We start from the raw sequence: 18,633 nt of genomic DNA on the forward strand, positions 1-18,633 counted from the left end.
TTTTGATCGGAGACACTATCCATGGCCTACACCACCCTGATCTCCGCCCCGCAACTGCAGGCGCTGCAGCAGAGCAAGGACAGCGTCACCACGCTGATGGTCTTCGACTGCAGCTTCGATCTGACGCAGCCCGACGCCGGCGAGCGCCAGTACCGCGAGGCGCACATCCCCGGCGCGGTCTACGCCCATCTCGACAACGCGCTGAGCGCCAAGCATGGCGTGCCCGGCAAGGGTGGCGTGGTGATCGCGCCGAAAGAAGCCGGCGCGCCCGCCTCCGGCGGCCGCCATCCCCTGCCCAGCCGCGAGACCTTTGCCGCCTGGCTGTCCAGCGTGGGCTTTGCCAACGAGATGCAGGCCGTGGTCTACGACCGCAACGGCGCCAACTACTGCGGGCGCCTGTGGTGGATGCTCAAGTGGATGGGGCACGAGGCGGTAGCCGTGCTCGACGGCGGCCTTGCGGCCTGGCAGGACGCCGGCGGCGAACTGAGCAGCGCCGAGGAGCCGGCGCGGTTCCGGTCCAACTTCGTGCCGGGGGCGCCACGGGTGACGCTGGTCGATACGCGGCTGGTGGCCGAGCGCCTGGAGAGCCCGGCCCAAACCTTGATCGACGCGCGCGCCGCACCGCGCTACCGCGGCGAGGTAGAGCCGCTGGACCCGATCGCGGGCCATATCCCTGGCGCCCTCAACCGCCCCTTCTCGCAGAACCTGGGGCCGGACGGCAAGTTCAAGCCGGCCGCCCAGCTGCGCGCCGAATTCGACGCCCTTCTCGCGGGGCGCGACCCGGCCACGGTGGTGCACCACTGCGGCAGCGGCGTCAGCGCCGTGCCCAACTTGCTGGCGATGCAGGTTGCGGGCCTGGGCAGCACGGCGCTCTATGCGGGCAGCTGGAGCGAATGGAGCAATACGCCGGGATTGCCGACGCGCCAAGGTCCCGAGCCCTGAGGATCAGTCCGGGGCTTGCATGACCCGATCGAACTCCTCGTCCGCCAGCACGTTGTCGGCGTCGAGTTCGCTGGCGTCGGTGAGGTCCAGGCCGGTTTCCTCCTCCAGCTCGTCCGGGGCATCGGCATCGTCCTCCAGCTCGGTTTCGGGCGGATCGAAGACCTCGCCGTCGCCGGGCAGTTGCTTCTTGCCCTTTGCGTCGCTGGCGGGCTTTCCGGGCTGAAGTTTGGATTCTTGGCGCTTCATGATCGGATTCCTGGGCGAACAGACCCCGATGTTGCGCGCGATCCGGCTGTTACGCTAGGGGCGAGCGTGTCACAGAAAGTTTGCGGGCCGCCCTCCCCACGGCGCCTCACTCAGTGCTTGTGGCCGTGCCCGTCCGCCTCGTGTGCATGGGGCTCATCGTGCGAGTCGTGCGCGTGGTCATGGCCGCCGTGCACCACCATGCTCACCAGCGTGACCAGCGCAATGCCGGCCAGCAGCCAGGCGATCTGCGCGCCGGTCTGGCGCGCACCCAGGCGCTTTTGCAGCTGCGGGATCAGGTCGGCCAACGCCACGTAGATGAAGCTGCTGCTGGCCAGCACCAGGAAATAGGGCAGCAGGCCCTTCAGCTGGTCGACCAGCCACCAGCCAACCAGGCCGCCCAGTGCCGTCATGGTGCCCGCCAGCGACACCTTGACCAGCGCGGCGCGGGCGTCCGACGAACTCTGCCGCAACACCACCAGGTCGCCGATGTGGTGCGGCACTTCGTGTGCCAGCACCGCCAGGGCCGCCACCGCGCCCAGGCGCAGGTCGGCCATGAAGGCGGACGCAATCAGGATGCCGTCGCCGAAGCAATGCACGCTGTCGCCTGTCAGCACCGCCCAGCCGCCGCCGGTGCGCGGGGCGTCATGGTGGTGATGGGCATGCCCGTGCGCGTGCGCATGCTCATGTTGGTGATGCTCGTGCCCGTGGTGCCACAGCTCGGCCTTGTCCAGGAGGAAGAACAGCACCAGCCCACCGAGCAGCATGGCAAACAGCGCAGCGGGCCGCAGGCCGCTCTCGAAGGCTTCGGGCAGCAGGTGCATGAAGGCGGTGGCCAGCAGCGCGCCGGCCGCCAGACTCAGCAGCGACTGCGCGCTGTCCTGGGCCGCCCCGCCCACGTGCATTCGCATGAGCAAGGCAGCGATCCAGACGCTGCCGATACCCGCGACCAGGGTCGCCGCAATGATGGCTAGGAGATTCATGGCAAGGCAGAAAAAGGGAAAGCCGGCGCTGGCCGGCTTTTCCCGAGGTGAGTGACCCACGCTACCGGTGGCGGCAGCGCGTCATTCATCTTAGCAATGCTGTCAAGTGGCCGGCTTGTCGTTCGGCGCCTTGATGCTGCCGCGCAGCTGCGGGCTCATGGGCAGGCCCAGCGGCGCGTTCTTGGGCGGGATGGGCGACATGAACCACTTGGTGTACATCTTCTCGAACTCGCCGCTCTTCATCAGGCCGACGATGGTGTCGTCCACCACCTGCTTGAAGGCTGGATCGTCCTTGGGCAGCATGCAGGCATAGGGCTCCACCTGCAGCGCCTCGCCCACCACCTCGAGCTCCGCCGGCGCCTTGGCGTTGCTCATCAGGCCATAGAGCAGGATGTCGTCCATGGCAAAGGCCACGGCGCGGCCGGACTCGACCAAGAGGAAGGCATCGGCATGGTCCTTGGCCAGCACGATGTCCATGTCCAGCCCCTTTTCGCTGTTGTACTTTCGCATGACCTGCGCGTTGGTGGTGCCGGTGGTCGAAGCCACGGTTTTCTTGGCCAGGTCGGCGTAGTCCTTGACGCGCGAGGACTTCTTCGCCAACAGGCGCGTGCCGGTATAGAAGTGGTTGACGGCAAAACTCACCTCTTTCGCGCGGGCCGTGTTGTTGGTGGTGGAGCCGCACTCCAGGTCGACCGTGCCGTTGGAGATCAGCGGAATGCGGTTTTGCGAAGTCACCGGCATCCACGCCACTTCCAGGGCGGGCTTGCCCAGCTTCTTCTTCACCGACTCGACCACTGCATTGGCCAGCTCCACCGAAAAGCCGATCGGCTGATTCGGCCCGTTGAGGTAGCTGAAGGGCACCGACGATTCGCGGTAGGCCAGGGTGATCTTGCCGCTCTGGGCGATCTTGCCCAAGGTGTCGGCAGCTTGTGCGCCGGACGCAGCGAGCAGCAAGGCGGAGAACAGGACGGACAGTTTCATGCGAGCGAGCCTTTCGTTTGACAAGTGGGATGCGTAGCAAAAGAAGGGCCAGTGTAGGAAGGCCACACATCGCCGCGCAATGCTCGGCGACCCGCGGACTTGCCCACACTTGCCCACACAATCGCAAGCCATGAAACCCATGCACGTGTGTGTACTCGGCGCCGGCATCGTCGGATTGGCGACAGCCTGGCAACTGCAGCGCGAGGGACACCAGGTGAGCGTGATCGACCGCAATGCGCCTGGCCATGGCGCCAGCAGCGGCAACGGGGCGCAACTGAGCTATTCCTACGTGCAACCGCTGGCCGACCCATCGATCTGGGCGCAGCTGCCCCAACTGCTGCTCTCGCCCAGCTCGCCGCTGAAGCTGCGGCCGACGCTCGATCCGCTGCAATGGCGGTGGGGCCTGGCCTTTCTGGCCGCCTGCAATGCACGCACCTCGCGCGAGACGACGGCGCAGCTGCTGGCGCTGGCGGCACAGAGCCGCGCCGCCTTCGAAGACATGATGGTGCAGCTGCGGCCAGCCTGCGACTTCTCCAGCACCGGCAAGCTGGTGCTCTACCGCAGCGCCTCTGCGCTGGAAGGCGCGCGCCGCCAGCTCGCGCTGCAGCGCGCGCTTGGCGGCAGCGGCAGCCAGCGCCTGGTGACGCCCGACGAATGCATCGCCATCGAGCCGGCCCTGGCCTACTACCGCGACCGCATGGCCGGCGCGATCTACACGCCCAGCGAATGCGCCGCCGACTGCCTGAAGCTGTGCGCAGAGTTGGAGGATGCGCTGGCGCAGCGCGGCGTGGCCTTTCACCTGGGGGTCGAGGTGCAGGGCTTCGTCGAGGCCGGCGCGCGCGTTGCCGCGCTGCGCACCAGCGCCGGCCCCTTCGAGGCAGACGCCTATGTGCTGGCACTGGGCAGCGCGTCGCAGCGCCTGGCGCGTGAGCTGGGCGTCTACCTGCCGGTCTACCCGCTCAAGGGCTACAGCATCACGCTCGAAGTCGATGACGCACCGGGCGCCGCGCCGCATGTGAGCGTGACCGACAGCGCGCGCAAGGTGGTGTTCGCGCGCATCGGATCACGCCTGCGGGTGGCCGGCATGGCCGAGCTGGTGGGCCACGATGCCAGCATTCCGGCCGAGCGCATCGAAACGCTGGAGGCCGCCACCCGTGCTCTGTTTCCGCACTGCAGCCGCTTCGATGCGCTGCACCCCTGGACCGGCATGCGCCCGGCCACGCCCACTGGCCGGCCGATCATCGGACGCCTGCTGCGCGCCCCCGCCAACCTGCTGTTCAACACCGGCCACGGGGCGCTGGGCTTCACGCTGGCCTTCGGTTCGGCGCAACGGATCGCGCAGGCGCTGGCGCAGGAAGAAAGCGCCTAGAGCCCCGGCACCTGGCCGCGCGAGATGTCCATGATCATGCGCGCCGCAAGGTACAGTCGCGGCTCGATCGAGTCGATCAGCACGTACTCGGCATCGGCCGTGTGCGCGCCGAAGCCCTGCAGGCCGAAGCGTTCCACCACGGCGGCCTTGGTCTTCAAGGCCGCAAAGGCGGCGTCGGTGCCGCCGCCGGCGGCCTTCGCATCGGCGCCCAGCGGACGGTCGAGCTCCTTGTAGATGGCTTGCGCGTGGGTCGCCATTGCACTGGAGGCGCTACTGGCTTCCAGCGGCGGGCGGCGGCGCTCGAAGCGCATGTCGACCTTGGCCTCGGGCACCAGCTGCTTCTTCATCCGCTCCTGCACCTGCTTTTCGATGCGGTCGTAGTCGCTCACCTTCAGCACGCGCACGTCGGCGCCGGCCGTGGCGGTGGCCGGGATCACGTTGCGATTGGTGCCGGATTTGGAGATGGTCCAGTTCATCTTCAGGCCCGTGGCCGGGTCCGACAGATCGCGCATCCGCAGGACCTGGTGCGACAGCTCGTACAGCGCGTTCACGCCCAGCTCCGGCGCCGAGCCGGCATGCGAAGCCTTGCCGGTGACGTTGAGCGTGACCGAAGCGATGCCGGCGGTGGCCAGCGAGAGCTTGTCTTCCTTGACCGAAGCGCCTTCGAAGGACAGCACGGCATCGTGCTCGCCGCCCAGCTTCGTGAGCAGGGCGCGTGAACCGGGCGAGCTGATCTCCTCGTCGCCGTTGATGAGCACGGTGAGCGTGCCGTAGTCCTTGAAGTTGAGCGCCTTCAACAGCGCCACCGCATGGGTGATGACGGCCACGCCCTGCTTGTCGTCGGCGATGCCCAGGCCGAAGGCCTTGTCGCCATCCACCCGGAAGGGCTGCTTCTCGAGCATGCCGCGCTGGTACACGGTGTCCATGTGCGCGATCAGCATGATCTTCTTGCTGCCGGTGCCGGTGAAGGTGGCGCGCACCACCTTGCCGATCTTCTCCGGCGTGTCTTCCATCCGGTAGACCTCGTCGCCGGCCGGCTCGATCAGTTCCACCTTGCCGCCCAGCGCACGCAGTTTGCCGGCGATCAGGTCGGCGAGCTTGTCCAGCCCCTCCAGGTCGCGGCTGCCCGATTCGATGGAGACGTATTCCTTGAGCGTTTCGAGCAGTACGCGCTTTTGCCTGGCCGCTTCGGCCAGCACCTGCTCGTCCTTGGCCGCATGGGCCAGGCCGAGGCTCGCCAAGCCGGCAAATGCCAGCACCAGGGCGCGTGTCGTGCGCGAGATCTTCATCTAGTCTTTCCTTGTTTCTCTGCCTTGTTGTCGAATCAATGGGCCTTGTCCCAGTTGGGGCCGACGCCCACTTCGGCCAGCAGCGGCACCTTGAGTTGCGCCACGCCAGCCATCAGACGGGGGACCTCGGTCTTGACCCAGTCGAGCTCCGCCTCGGGCACCTCGAACACCAGTTCGTCGTGCACCTGCATGATCATTTTGCTGGCGCGCTTCTGCGCGTCCAGCACATCCTGGATCTTGACCATGCTCAGCTTGATCAGGTCGGCCGCCGTGCCCTGCATCGGCGCGTTGATGGCGGCGCGCTCGGCGGCGCCGCGGCGCGGGCCGTTGGGCGAGTTGATCTCCGGCAGGTACAGGCGCCGGCCGAACACGGTCTCGACGTAGCCCTTGGATTTGGCCGATTGCCGCGTGCCGTCCATGTAGGCCTTCACGCCCGGGTAGCGCGCGAAATAGCGGTCGATGTAGCTCTTGGCCGCGCCGTTCTCGATGCCCAGATTGCGCGCCAGGCCGAAGCTGCTCATGCCGTAGATCAGGCCGAAGTTGATCACCTTGGCGTAGCGGCGCTGCTCGTTGCTGACCTGCTCGGGCGCCACGCCGAACACCTCGCCCGCGGTGGCGCGGTGCACGTCCAGGCCTTCGGTGAAGGCGCGCAGCAGGGCCTCGTCACCACTGAGGTGGGCCATGATGCGCAGCTCGATCTGCGAGTAGTCGCAGCTCACGATCTGGCTGCCCGCCGGCGCGATGAAGGCCTCGCGCACGCGCCGGCCTTCGGGCGTGCGGATCGGGATGTTCTGCAGGTTCGGGTCGTTGCTGGACAGCCGCCCCGTTACCGCCACCGCCTGCGCGTAGTGCGTGTGCACCCGGCCCGAGCGCGGATGGGCCAGCTGCCCCAGCTTGTCGGTGTAGGTGCCCTTGAGCTTGGACAAGCCCCGGTGCTCCAGGATCTTGGCCGGCAGCGGGAAGTCTTCCGCCAGTTTCTCGAGCACCTCTTCGTCGGTGCTGGGGGCGCCGCTGGGCGTCTTCTTCACCACCGGCAGGCCCAGCTTGTTGAAGAAGATGTCGCCGATCTGCTTGGGGCTGCCCAGGTTGAAGGGCTGGCCGGCCAGCGCGTAGGCCTCCTGCTCCAGCGCCATGATGCGGGTGCCCAGCTCATGGCTCTGCGCGGCCAGGGTGGGGGCGTCGATCAGCACGCCATTGCGCTCGATCCGGTAGAGCGCCTCGCTGCTGTCCATCTCCAGCTGGTAGACGAAGCGCAGTTGCTCGTTGGCTTCCAGTTGCGGCCAGAGCGCGCGGTGCACGTCCAGGGTGAGATCCGAATCCTCGCAGGCGTATTCGGCTGCCTTGGCGATGTCGACCTGCGAAAAGGGAATCTGGTGCGCACCCTTGCCGCACAGCGCCTCGTAGTCGATGCCGGTGCGTCCCAGGTGCCGCTCGGCCAAGCTGGACAGGCCATGGGGCTTGTGCACCTCCAGCACATAACTTTGCAGCATGGTGTCGTGGGCGTAGCCCTGCACTTCGATGCCGTGGTTGGCGAACACGTGGCGGTCGTACTTGACGTGCTGGCCCAGCTTCTTCTTGCTGCCGTCTTCCAGCCAGGGCTTGAGCCGCGCCAGCACCTCGGCCAGCGGCAGCTGCACCGGCGCGTCGGGATAGTTGTGGCCGAGCGGCACGTAGGCGGCCTCGCCCGGCTTCACGCTGAAGGAGATGCCGACGATCTGCGCCACCATCTCGTCCAACGAATTGGTTTCGGTGTCCAGCGACACCAGCTCGGCCGCTTCCAGCCGGGCTAGCCAGGCGTCGAAAGCCTCCCAGCTCAGCACCGTGTCGTAGACCAGGTTGCTGGCCGCCGCGGCGGCAGCCACGGAAGGCTCGTCGAACAGGCTGGGAGCAACCTCGCCCTTCTTGACTTCGCCCACCAGTTCGGGCGGCACTTCCTGCGCTTCCAGTGCCTTGACCAGGGTCTTGAAGCCGTAGCGGTCGTAGAACAGCTTGAGCGCATCGACCTGCAGCGGGCCGATGGCAATGGCGTCCAGCGCGGGCAGGCCCTTCACGTGTTCGCCAAGATCGCAGTCGGTGCGGATGGTGACCAGCTGGCGGCCCTGAGGCAGCCACTCCAGCGCCTTGCGCAGGTTCTCGCCGGCGGCGCCCTTGACCTCGGCGGCGCGCGCCACCAGGGCGTCGAGCGAGCCGTATTCCAGCAGCCACTTGGCGGCCGTCTTCGGGCCCACCTTCTCCACGCCCGGCACGTTGTCCACGGTGTCGCCCACCAGGGTCTGGTAGTCGATCATCAAGCTGGGCGGCACGCCGAATTCGGCCGTGACGCCGGCCACGTCGCGCTTCTTGCCGTTCATGGTGTCGATGATGGTGATGTGCTCGGTCACCAACTGGCTCATGTCCTTGTCGCCGCTGGAGACGATCACCTCCATGCCGTGGCTGGCGCCCACATGGGCCAGGGTGCCGATCACGTCGTCTGCCTCGACCTCGGGCACGCAAAGCACCGGCCAACCCAAGAGGCGCACCACCTCGTGGATAGGGTCGATCTGGCTGCGCAGGTCATCCGGCATGGGCGAGCGGTTCGCCTTGTATTGCGGATACCACGCATCGCGGAAGGTTTTTCCAGGGGCATCAAATATGCAGGCGGCGTAGTCGGCCCGAACTTCCCGGCGCAGCGCCGTCATCATGTTGATCATTCCGCGAATGGCGCCGGTCGCGGGGCTCGTGCTGTCGCCGGGCACTGCCCGCAGGTCGGGCATCGCATGGAAGGCGCGGTAGAGATAGCTCGAGCCATCCACGAGCAGCAGGGTCTTGGTGTCGGTCATGCGGGCATTTTGCCTGCCGTGCATGCGCCCTTCCGGGCCGCAAAAGGTGCCAGCAAAAGGCCGTGGCGCCACCTACAATAGCTTTTATGGCCCGTCAAACTTCTTCACTTGTTCGTTACGCGCTGCTGGCTTTGGCATGCAGCGCCGCGCTCGGTGCCGCCCAGGCCCAGACTGCCCCCGCCACCAGCGCACCGGCAGCTGCTGCCACCCCAGGGCCCGATGCAGCAGCGACGACACAGGAAGACAAGAACCGCGAGGGCCGACGCAACCAGAAGATCGAGCGCATCCACATCGACGATGGCGGCGCCAAGGTCGACGAGTTGCGCTATGGCGGCCAGACCCAGTCCATCACCGTCACCCCCAAGGGACGCATGCCGGCTTACGAGGTCAAGCCCACCGATTCCAGCCGCACCCAATCGCAGGGCCAGGGCGACGCGGGCAGCGGGACCGGCCCCACGCTCTGGAACGTCCTGAAGTTCTGAGCAGCCAGTGGCTGTCTTTACCGAAGTCGGGTTCGACGAAGCCGGCGCGCTGATGGCGCGCCTGGGCCTGGGCCAGTTGCAAGCGCTCAAGGGCATCGAAGGCGGGATCGAGAACACCAACTACTTTGTCAGCACCGACCAGGGCGAGTACGTCCTGACGCTGTTCGAGCGTCTGCGCGCCGACCAGCTGCCCTATTACCTGTGCCTCATGAAGCACCTGGCGGCCAAGGGCATTGAGGTGCCGGAACCCTTTGCCGACCCGGGCGTGAAGCCGGCCGACGGCCATGCGCTGGAAATCCCCGCCAACGCACCTTGCGAATTTCTCCACTTAGTGGCCGGCAAGCCGGCGGCGGTGGTGCACCGGCTGTCCGGCAAGAGCGAGCTGGCGCCCACCGTGGCCCATTGCGCCGAACTGGGCCGCCACCTGGCCCGGATGCACCAGGCGGCGCGCGATTTCCCGCGCATCCAGCCCAACCTGCGCGGCCTGGCCTGGTGGAACGAGACGGCGCCGGTGGTGATGCCCTACCTGGACGAAGCGCAAGCGACGCTGCTGGCCAGCGAGCTGGCCTACCAGAACCACGTCGCGCAGTCGCCCGCCTACGCGGCGCTGCCGCGCGGCCCGGTGCATGCCGACCTGTTTCGCGACAACGCGATGTTCGCCATCCGCGAGGACGAGCCCGGCCATCCGCCGCACCTGAGCGGCGTGTTCGACTTCTACTTTGCCGGCACCGACAGCTGGCTGTTCGACCTGGCGGTGTGCCTGAACGACTGGGCCATCGACCTGCCCACCGGCGTGGATCATCCGGAACGGGCCAACGCCTTGCTGGAGGCCTACCAGTCGGTGCGCCCCCTGGGCGCGGCCGAGCGCAACCTGCTGCCAGCCATGCTGCGGGCGGCGGCGCTGCGCTTCTGGATCTCGCGCCTGTGGGACTTCCACCTGCCGCGCGAAGCCTCGATGCTCAAGCCGCACGACCCCCGGCACTTCGAACGGGTGCTGCGCCACCGGGCGCTGGCCTTGCACCCTTTCGACACTTACCGCAGCGAAGCAGCCGAGATGGCGGCGTTCGCCTGACTACACCGTGAAACTCAACATCGTCCCCGCCCGCAACGGCACCCTCTGGGTGCGCCTGGGGCTGCAAGCCTTTTTCAAGCAGCCGCTGGCCTTCATCTCGCTGTTCTTCTTCTTTATGGCGATGGTGTCGATCGCCTCGCAGCTGCCGCTGATCGGCGGCACCCTGGCCCTGGTGCTGCTGCCGACCATGACCCTGGGACTGATGGCCGCCAGCGCCAGCACCACCGTCACGCCCGGCGTCAAGCCGCCGGCCGGCAGCGTGTTCATGGCGGCGCTGCGCGCGGTGCGCCAGGACCTGCAGCCGCTCCTGGTGCTGGGCGCGATCTATGCCGGCTGCTTCTTGCTGGTGATGGGCATTTCGGCACTGGCCGACGGCGGCCAGTTTGCCGGCGTCTACCTGCTGGGCCGGCCGCTCACGCGCGAAGCCGCGCAGCAGACCGATTTTCAGATCGCGCTGTGGATCGCCATGGCGCTGTACATCCCGCTGTCGCTGGCCTTCTGGCATGCGCCGGCGCTGATGCACTGGCACCGCGTGCCGCCGGTCAAGAGCATCTTCTTCAGCCTGGTGGCGTGCTTTCGCAACATCGGCGCGCTCACCGTGTTTGGCATCGTCTGGCTGGGCGTCTTTATCGGCGCCGGCATCGTCATCAGCCTCATCACCGGCCTGATGGTGGCCATCGGCGCCATGGGCGGCGGCGACGCTGCCTCGGCCATCGGCAGCGTGCTGATGGTGGGCGGCGCGCTGGTGATGGCGGCGATGTTCTTCAGCTCGATCTGGTTCAGCTTCCGCGATTCCTTCTCCGAGGACTGAGCGCCGTCGTGCGGTGCTCAGATGGGCGTGAGCTTGGCGACGCTGAGCGCCAGCCACTTCACGCCGTGGCGCGCGAACTTCACCTGGGCGCGCGCGTCGTCGCCGCTGCCTTCCAGCGCCAGCACGGTGCCTTCGCCGAACTTGTTGTGGAAGACCTGCAGGCCTGAGCGCAAGCCGTGCGAGGGCGCGGCCTTCTGTGGCGGCACGGGCGGGCTGGCGAAGGTCTCCTTGTTGTTGCTGCCACCGCCGTAGCTGCTGCTGCCGTAACCACCCCCGCCGCCACGCGTGCTGCCATAGCCGCCGCCGTAGCCGAAGGCCGACGGGGTGAAGCCCTGGTTCTTGGGCGTGAGCCACTTGAGCGCCTCTTCCGGCAGCTCTTCGAAGAAGCGGCTCTTCACGTTGTAGCGCGTCTGGCCATGCAGCATGCGGGTCTGCGAATGGCTCAGGTACAGGCGCTTGCGGGCCCGGGTGATGGCCACGTACATCAGGCGCCGCTCTTCCTCCAGGCTTTCGCGGTCGCTCATGGAGTTCTCGTGCGGGAAGATGCCGTCTTCCAGGCCGGTGATGAAGACGCAGTCGAATTCCAGGCCCTTGGCGGCATGCACCGTCATCAACTGCACCGCGTCCTGGCCGGCCTGCGCCTGGTTGTCGCCGGACTCGAGGGCCGCATGCGTCAGGAAGGCGGCCAGCGGACTCAGTGTCTCGCCGGTCTCGGCATTGGGCGGCGGCGGCAACAGCTCGTCGAGCAGGTGCCTGGACGTGTCGATGCCCTGGCTGGCTGGCGACTGGCGCAGCTCGTCCACCGGCAGCGCCACCGCATCGCGGCCGAAGCCCTCCTGGGTAACGAAGCTCTCGGCCGCGTTCACCAGTTCGTCCAGGTTCTCAACGCGATCGGCGCCTTCGCGGTCGGCCCGGTAGTGCTCGACCAGGCCACTGTGCTGCAGCACCAGCTCGATGATCTCGCGCAGGGTGATGCCCTGGGTTTGCTCGCGCAGCACGTCGATCTTGGCGACGAAGGCCGACAGGTTGCTGCCGGCCTTGCCGCCAATGCGGCTCACCGCATCGTGCAGCGAGCAGCCGGCCGCGCGTGCCGCATCCTGCAGCTGCTCAATGCTGCGGGCGCCGATGCCGCGCGGCGGGAAATTCACGATGCGCAGGAAGCTGGTGTCATCGTCCTTGTTCTCCAACAGGCGCAGGTAGGCCAGCGCGTGCTTGATTTCAGCGCGCTCGAAGAAGCGCAAGCCGCCATACACCCGGTAAGGCACGCCCGCGTTGAAGAGCGCCGTTTCCAGCACCCGGCTCTGGGCGTTGCTGCGGTAGAGCACCGCCATTTCCTTGCGCTCGAAATCGTCGCGCACCAACTGGCGCATCTCTTCCACCACCCACTGGGCCTCGGCGAAGTCGGTAGGCGACTCGTAGACGCGCACCGGCTCGCCCGGGCCCTGATCGGTGCGCAGGTTCTTGCCCAGCCGGTTCGAGTTGTGGCTGATGAGCTGGTTGGCCGAATCGAGGATGTTGCTGAAGCTGCGGTAGTTCTGCTCCAGCTTGATCTGGTGCTGCACGTCGAATTCGCGCACGAAGTCGGCCATGTTGCCCACCCGGGCGCCGCGAAAGGCGTAGATGCTCTGGTCGTCGTCGCCCACCGCCAGAACGCTGCTGTCGCCGCAGACGAAACGGCCGTCCACCGTGTTGCCGGCCAGCATCTTGAGCCAGGCGTACTGCAGGCGGTTGGTGTCCTGGAACTCGTCGACCAGGATGTGGCGGAAGCGCCGCTGGTAGTGCTCGCGCACCGGGTCGTTGTCGCGCAGCAGCTCATAGCTGCGCAGCATCAATTCGCCGAAATCGACCACGCCTTCGCGCTGGCATTGCTCTTCGTAGAGCTGGTAGAGCTCCACCTTCTTGCGGTCGTCCTCACTGCGCGCCTCGACGTCGCGCGGGCGCAGGCCATCTTCCTTGGCGCCGGCAATGAACCACTGGGTCTGCTTGGCCGGGAAGCGCTCTTCGTCGACGTTGAACTGCTTCATCAGGCGCTTGATGGCCGACAGCTGGTCTTGCGTATCGAGAATCTGGAAGGTCGAGGGCAGGCCCGCCAGCTTCCAGTGCGCTCGCAGGAAGCGGTTGCACAGGCCGTGGAAGGTGCCGATCCACATGCCGCGCACGTTCACCGGCAGCATGGCCGAGAGGCGGGTGAGCATCTCCTTGGCCGCCTTGTTGGTGAAAGTGACGGCCAGGATTCCGCCGGGCGACACCTGGCCGGTCTGCAAAAGCCATGCAATGCGCGTGGTCAAGACGCGCGTCTTCCCGGAGCCGGCGCCGGCCAGGATCAGGGCATGGCCGGCAGGCAAGGTCACGGCCGCGCGCTGCTCGGCGTTGAGGTGCTGGAGCAGCGGCGATTGGGCGGCCGCTTCGAATTCAGTAAGCATTTGACCGATTGTAGAAAGCACAGCGTATGGGCCTCATACGATTTCGAGTTGCAGCACGCCTTGGCACAAGGGCGTAAAATCAATCACCGGGCCCAAGTTTCTTGCGCCCGGTTTTTTTGTGGCCGATTGCTTCTCGCAGGGCGCCGCAAAAAACCGGCCGGACCAAGCGCTCTCTCGTTTCTTCTGACGACTTTCTTCTGGGGCCTGGTTCATGCAAATCTTCGACTACGACAACATCCTTCTTCTTCCGCGCAAGTGCCGCGTGGAAAGCCGTTCCGAGTGCGACGCCAGCGTCGAGCTGGGCGGCCACAAGTTCCGCATTCCGGTGGTGCCGGCCAACATGAAAACGGTGGTGGACGAGTCCATCTGCGTCTGGCTGGCCCAGAACGGCTACTTCTACGTGATGCACCGCTTCGACATCGACAACGTGAAGTTCGTGAAGGACATGCACGCCAAGGGCGTGTTCGCGTCGATCTCTCTGGGCGTGAAGAAGCCCGACTACGACACGGTCGACCAGTTGGCCGAACAGGGCCAGGTGCCGGAATTCATCACCATCGACATCGCGCACGGCCATGCCGACACGGTGAAGAACATGATTGGCTACCTCAAGGAGAAGCTGCCGAAGTCTTTCGTGATTGCCGGCAATGTCGGCACGCCCGAGGCAGTGATCGACCTGGAAAACTGGGGTGCGGACGCCACCAAGGTGGGCATCGGCCCGGGCAAGGTCTGCATCACGCGGCTCAAGACCGGCTTTGGCACCGGCGGCTGGCAACTGTCGGCGCTCAAGTGGTGCGCGCGCGTGGCCACCAAGCCGATCATTGCCGACGGCGGCATCCGCGACCATGGCGACATCGCCAAAAGCATCCGCTTCGGCGCCTCCATGGTGATGATCGGCTCGCTCTTTGCCGGCCACGAGGAATCGCCCGGCAAGACGGTGGAAGTGGATGGCGCCCTGTTCAAGGAGTACTACGGCTCGGCCAGCGACTTCAACAAAGGCGAGTACAAGCACGTCGAGGGCAAGCGCATCCTGGAACCCGTCAAGGGCAAGCTGGCCGATACGCTGGTCGAGATGGAGCAGGACGTGCAAAGCTCCATCAGCTATTCCGGCGGCCTCAAGCTGATGGACATCCGCAAGGTCAACTACGTCACCCTGGGCGGCGACAACGCGGGCGAGCACCTGCTCATGTAAGAAGGCGGCGCCTGTCTAGGGGCGCGCGAGCAAGTCCATGGCCAGGGCGTGCAGCCGGTGCGCCGGGTCGGCCAGCGCATCGACGATGCTGAAGTGGTCGCGCCCGGGCGCCTCTTCGCACACTGGCACCACCCGCTCGCCCCAGGCCTTGGCGATCAGCGCGTTCTGGCGCAGGAACTCCTCGCTTTCGTTGGCGCCCACCACGCCGTAGAGGCGGCCCGCTGCTGGCGCAGGCCAGAAGGCGGGGCTCAGGCGCCGCGCATCTTCCGGCGTGAGGCGCAGAGACACCTGGAAGGACGGCGTGCGGCGCAAGGGCTCCAGATCGAACAGCCCGGACACTGACAGCGCATGGCGTACCAACTGCGCCGGCAGGTCGGTCGCCACCTTCTTCCAGTCGCACGCCAGCAGCATGGCCGCCAGATGCCCGCCGGCCGAATGGCCCGCAACCGCGATCCGGCCTGGATCCCCGCCGTGCCCGGCAATGTGGCGCCAGGTCCATTCCAGCGCCTTGACCATCTGCAGGGCGATGTCCGAGATGCTCACCGGCGCGGCCTCCGTTCCCGGACACAGCGCGTAGTTGGGAGCGACCACGCAGACGCCGCGCCGGGTGAAGGCGGGCGCAATGAATGAATGCTGGCTCTTGTCCAGCGAACGCCAGTAGCCGCCGTGGATGAAGACCAGCACCGGCGCCGGGCCGCCGTTCGCGCTCTGCGCAGGAAAGACATCCAGGGTCTCGTTGACCCCGCGGCCGTAAGGCAAGTCGGTGCGGCAGTCGGTCGACGCCCGCACCCGGGCCGACTCGGCCGCCCAGCGCTCGAAATAGTCGCCGTGTTCGGGCACCCGCGCACGGTTGTTGTACATGCGCTCCAGCCACTCGGGGTCGTCCAGCCTCATCGCTCGCATCTCCATTTTTTGCCTGGACGGCGATATTGGCATGGCGCCCGCCGAAACGCGGTCGCCACGAAATCGCGCTAGACTTTGTTCATTGTTGGGGGGGTAGCTCAGCTGGGAGAGCGCCGCGTTCGCAATGCGGAGGTCGGGAGTTCGATCCTCCTCCTCTCCACCAACAACTCCTCAACGCTCTACGCTTCGCGGCGCAGAGCGTTGTTCGTTTTCGGGCGGCCTGCAGCGCTATTTGGCTCGCGGTGCTTGCGTACCCTGCCGCGCGCCGCGGTCGGGAATGAAGTCGTATTGGGCCGACATGTCGCGCATGCGGGCACTGACCATTTGCGGCGCGGCAATGCGATCGACAGCGCCGCCGCCCGCACCCTTGGGCGCATCCTGCTGCGCCTCTGTGCTGACCGCGCAAGGACGGTCCGACAAGACGGTCTGGCCCTTCTCATCCTTGCAGCGGTGAATCTGGGCACTGGCTGCCAGGCTCGCGGCGCCAAGTGCGATGACAAGGGCGCTTCGGATCAGGGGTGCGGCGAAATGAACTGGCATGGCTGTCTTCTTCGGTCTGGGTCGGCGCATCGTAGGCGCGGCCATGCGGGGACGACGGCTCAGCCAGTTCACATTTCGGCACTATTTGGCAGATGTCTGCGCTATGCCACACGCCGAAAACCGTGGCCAAGTTGGGATGCGAACCTTTGATTTAAGGCGCCGAAGCACGGGCATCGGGCACATCAGGCAGGCGTGCGAGGCGCGGGGCCCAAGAAAATTCGCCCCTTCCGCGCAAAGAAGGTGAGCGGCGTCGGCCGCTTCTGCCGGGGTTGCCAAAAGATGCGCTATAATTTTTGGATTGCCTGAAAGCAGCAATGTATTTCAGGGGCTCTTAGCTCAGTTGGTAGAGCAGCGGACTCTTAATCCGTAGGTCGAGTGTTCGAGTCACTCAGGGCCCACCACCAACACCCCTCGAAGGGCCCGGCGAAAACATCGCCGGGCCCTTTTTCTTTGGCTCGCCGCCACGCAAGACTCGTCGGCGCTCCCCGACCCACCTGGCCTCGGGCGAAGCCAAAAGTTCGGGTTTCGGATGCGCGTTGCCATCAGAGAGAAAAGAACTGCGCCTGCCACGTCTGGAGCCTTCCAAAAACAACCGTGGCGCAGAGTCGACACCTCAAGTAACGAGGCGCCTGTTCGGGGCTTGTCTTCGCCCCATTGCGCTATCCTTTTGAATGGTCCTGCGAGGGCGCCACAACGATGGGACGAAGGTGTTACTTTCCCCTGAGAGATTTGGCCAAGTAATGCCAAATGATGCGCGCGATGCCCCGGGCCGGCGGTTTACGCCGTCAAGTCGATCAGCGATGATCAAGAATCAATTTGTGACGCTTTTTACGATCTTTGAATGGCCGCTGCCGCAGAACCGCTAGCAAAGGACAGCACGCCGGTCGCGTTGCCGGGGCTGGCCCGCGCGTTGATCTCGGCCGGCAAGCTGCAGGCCAAGGTCGCCGAAGAGATCTATCAAAAATCTCGAAGTGCGCGCAGCAGCTTCATCGCCGAGCTGACCGGTTCCGGCGCGGTCTCGCCGGCTGACCTGGCCCACACGCTGTCCAGCGCCTTCGGTGCGCCCCTGCTCGATCTCGATGCGGTCGACGCGCAGCGCCTGCCCAAGGATCTGCTCGATCCGAAGATGTGCCAGGCGTATCGCATCGTCGTCCTGAGCAAGCGCAGCAACCGCCTGATCGTGGCGACGGCCGACCCGTCGGACCAGCAGGCGGTCGAGAAGATCAAGTTCGCCTCGCAGATGGGCGTGGACTGGGTCATCGCCGAATACGACAAGCTGTCGCGCATGGTCGAGGCCGCGGCTGTCAGTGCGGCGGAGACCATCGACAGCATCGTCGGCGTCGAGTTCGAGTTCGACGACACTGCCGCCGAGGCGCCGGACACCAGCGACCAGGCCACCGCCGAAGTCGAAGACGCGCCGGTGGTGCGTTTCCTGCACAAGATGCTGCTGGACGCCTTCAGCATGCGGGCATCGGACATCCATTTCGAGCCCTACGAGCACCACTACCGCGTGCGCTTCCGGGTCGACGGCGAGTTGCGCGAGATCGCCACACCCCCGATCGTCATCAAGGAAAAGCTGGCTTCGCGCATCAAGGTGATCTCGCGCCTGGACATCTCCGAAAAGCGCATCCCGCAAGATGGCCGGATGAAGCTCAAGATCGGGCCCGAGCGCGTCATCGACTTCCGGGTGAGCACCTTGCCGACGCTGTTTGGCGAGAAGATCGTGATCCGTATCCTCGACCCGAGCAGCGCGCGCCTGGGCATCGATGCCCTGGGTTACGACGCGGTCGAGAAAGAACGCCTGCTCAGCGCCATCGGCCGCCCCTACGGCATGGTGCTGGTGACCGGCCCGACCGGCTCGGGCAAGACGGTGTCGCTCTATACCTGCCTGAACCTTTTGAACAAGGCGGGCGTGAACATCGCAACGGCAGAAGATCCTTCGGAAATCAACCTGCCGGGCGTCAACCAGGTCAACGTCAACGAAAAGGCGGGCCTGACCTTCGCCACCGCGCTGCGCGCCTTCCTGCGCCAGGATCCCGACATCATCATGGTCGGCGAAATTCGCGACCTGGAAACGGCCGACATCTCGATCAAGGCCGCGCAAACCGGCCACCTGGTGCTCTCGACGCTGCACACCAACGACGCGCCGACCACCCTCACGCGCATGCGCAACATGGGCATCGCGCCCTTCAACATCGCATCGAGCGTGATCCTGATCACCGCCCAGCGCCTGGCGCGCCGCCTGTGCACCGTGTGCCGCGAAGTGCAAGACGTGCCACGCCAAGCGCTGCTCGACGCCGGCTTCAAGGCCAGCGACCTCAACGGCAGCTGGAAGCCCTACCGCCCCGTCGGTTGCTCGGCCTGCAACAGCGGCTACAAGGGCCGCGTCGGCATCTACCAGGTGATGCCGATCAGCGAAGAGATCCAGAAGATCATCCTGCGCGACGGCAGCGCGCTCGACATCGCCAAGCAGGCGGAAGCCGAGGGCGTGCGTAACCTGCGCCAGTCGGGTCTACATAAAGTCATGCAGGGACTGACATCGCTTGAAGAAGTGGTGGCGGTCACCAACGAATAACACGGCGCACCG

Annotated in this window: 15 protein-coding genes and 2 tRNA genes; 9 read left to right on the forward strand and 8 right to left on the reverse strand. The window is 66.1% G+C overall.

Going from position 1 to position 18,633, the window contains the following annotated elements; all coding sequences use genetic code 11:
* Positions 1-21: 21 nt before the first annotated feature.
* On the forward strand, positions 22-942 hold the full coding sequence (locus ACIPRI_RS02230; RefSeq protein WP_446588054.1) for a sulfurtransferase: 921 nt from the start codon (positions 22-24) through the stop codon (positions 940-942).
* A 3-nt stretch (positions 943-945) separates the two neighbouring features.
* On the opposite strand, the gene ACIPRI_RS02235 is transcribed toward ACIPRI_RS02230, so the two are convergent.
* The 3 genes from ACIPRI_RS02235 to ACIPRI_RS02245 all read right to left on the reverse strand — a co-directional run bounded on the left by ACIPRI_RS02235 (position 946) and on the right by ACIPRI_RS02245 (position 3,149).
* Positions 946-1,188, reverse strand: coding sequence for a hypothetical protein (locus ACIPRI_RS02235; RefSeq protein WP_446588056.1), 243 nt, complete (start codon positions 1,186-1,188; stop codon positions 946-948).
* A gap of 110 nt (positions 1,189-1,298) precedes the next feature.
* Entirely contained in the window at positions 1,299-2,168 is an 870-nt protein-coding gene (locus ACIPRI_RS02240) for a ZIP family metal transporter (protein WP_446588058.1), read from the reverse strand.
* Positions 2,169-2,270: 102 nt separating this feature from the next.
* Positions 2,271-3,149 (reverse strand): transporter substrate-binding domain-containing protein, encoded by an 879-nt coding sequence (locus ACIPRI_RS02245; RefSeq protein ID WP_446588060.1) that lies wholly within the window; start codon positions 3,147-3,149, stop codon positions 2,271-2,273.
* A 139-nt stretch (positions 3,150-3,288) separates the two neighbouring features.
* Here ACIPRI_RS02245 and ACIPRI_RS02250 point away from each other — a divergent pair, with 139 nt between their 5' ends.
* Positions 3,289-4,518 (forward strand): D-amino acid dehydrogenase, encoded by a 1,230-nt coding sequence (locus ACIPRI_RS02250; RefSeq protein WP_446620359.1) that lies wholly within the window; start codon positions 3,289-3,291, stop codon positions 4,516-4,518.
* On the opposite strand, the gene ACIPRI_RS02255 is transcribed toward ACIPRI_RS02250, so the two are convergent.
* Together ACIPRI_RS02255 and polA are read right to left on the reverse strand one after the other, a co-directional pair.
* Positions 4,515-5,807 carry a M20/M25/M40 family metallo-hydrolase gene (locus tag ACIPRI_RS02255; protein WP_446588062.1) on the reverse strand — a complete coding sequence of 431 codons (1,293 nt, stop codon included), beginning with the start codon at positions 5,805-5,807 and terminating at the stop codon, positions 4,515-4,517. The two genes, ACIPRI_RS02250 and ACIPRI_RS02255, sit on opposite strands and share 4 nt — an antisense overlap.
* Before the next feature lie 35 nt (positions 5,808-5,842).
* Positions 5,843-8,626: a DNA polymerase I gene (gene polA / locus ACIPRI_RS02260; protein ID WP_446588064.1), complete on the reverse strand. Its 2,784-nt coding sequence runs from the start codon at positions 8,624-8,626 to the stop codon at positions 5,843-5,845.
* Positions 8,627-8,712: 86 nt separating this feature from the next.
* On the opposite strand from polA, the gene ACIPRI_RS02265 reads away from it, so the two are divergent.
* The 3 genes from ACIPRI_RS02265 to ACIPRI_RS02275 are packed head-to-tail and all read left to right on the forward strand — an operon-like array spanning position 8,713 to position 10,991.
* Positions 8,713-9,108 (forward strand): hypothetical protein, encoded by a 396-nt coding sequence (locus ACIPRI_RS02265; RefSeq protein ID WP_446588066.1) that lies wholly within the window; start codon positions 8,713-8,715, stop codon positions 9,106-9,108.
* A 7-nt stretch (positions 9,109-9,115) separates the two neighbouring features.
* Positions 9,116-10,180 carry a homoserine kinase gene (locus ACIPRI_RS02270; RefSeq protein WP_446588068.1) on the forward strand — a complete coding sequence of 355 codons (1,065 nt, stop codon included), beginning with the start codon at positions 9,116-9,118 and terminating at the stop codon, positions 10,178-10,180.
* A gap of 7 nt (positions 10,181-10,187) precedes the next feature.
* Positions 10,188-10,991, forward strand: coding sequence for a BPSS1780 family membrane protein (locus tag ACIPRI_RS02275; RefSeq protein WP_446588070.1), 804 nt, complete (start codon positions 10,188-10,190; stop codon positions 10,989-10,991).
* A gap of 17 nt (positions 10,992-11,008) precedes the next feature.
* On the opposite strand, the gene ACIPRI_RS02280 is transcribed toward ACIPRI_RS02275, so the two are convergent.
* On the reverse strand, positions 11,009-13,414 hold the full coding sequence (locus tag ACIPRI_RS02280) for a UvrD-helicase domain-containing protein (RefSeq protein ID WP_446588072.1): 2,406 nt from the start codon (positions 13,412-13,414) through the stop codon (positions 11,009-11,011).
* A 211-nt stretch (positions 13,415-13,625) separates the two neighbouring features.
* Between ACIPRI_RS02280 and ACIPRI_RS02285 the strand changes: the two genes are divergently transcribed.
* Positions 13,626-14,603 carry a GMP reductase gene (locus ACIPRI_RS02285; RefSeq protein WP_446588074.1) on the forward strand — a complete coding sequence of 326 codons (978 nt, stop codon included), beginning with the start codon at positions 13,626-13,628 and terminating at the stop codon, positions 14,601-14,603.
* 15 nt (positions 14,604-14,618) lie between these two features.
* Here ACIPRI_RS02285 and ACIPRI_RS02290 read toward each other — a convergent pair whose 3' ends face one another.
* On the reverse strand, positions 14,619-15,497 hold the full coding sequence (locus ACIPRI_RS02290) for an alpha/beta hydrolase (RefSeq protein ID WP_446588076.1): 879 nt from the start codon (positions 15,495-15,497) through the stop codon (positions 14,619-14,621).
* A 96-nt stretch (positions 15,498-15,593) separates the two neighbouring features.
* Between ACIPRI_RS02290 and ACIPRI_RS02295 the strand changes: the two genes are divergently transcribed.
* Positions 15,594-15,669 (forward strand) — tRNA-Ala (locus ACIPRI_RS02295).
* Positions 15,670-15,734: 65 nt separating this feature from the next.
* On the opposite strand, the gene ACIPRI_RS02300 is transcribed toward ACIPRI_RS02295, so the two are convergent.
* Complete coding sequence (locus tag ACIPRI_RS02300) at positions 15,735-16,091, reverse strand: DUF4124 domain-containing protein (RefSeq protein WP_446588078.1); 357 nt, start codon at positions 16,089-16,091, stop codon at positions 15,735-15,737.
* 280 nt (positions 16,092-16,371) lie between these two features.
* Here ACIPRI_RS02300 and ACIPRI_RS02305 point away from each other — a divergent pair.
* Together ACIPRI_RS02305 and pilB are read left to right on the forward strand one after the other, a co-directional pair.
* Positions 16,372-16,447 (forward strand) — tRNA-Lys (locus ACIPRI_RS02305).
* A 440-nt stretch (positions 16,448-16,887) separates the two neighbouring features.
* Complete coding sequence (pilB, locus tag ACIPRI_RS02310) at positions 16,888-18,621, forward strand: type IV-A pilus assembly ATPase PilB (RefSeq protein WP_446588080.1); 1,734 nt, start codon at positions 16,888-16,890, stop codon at positions 18,619-18,621.
* The last annotated feature ends 12 nt before the right edge of the window (positions 18,622-18,633 follow it).

This window comes from Variovorax sp. LARHSF232, from assembly GCF_052871435.1.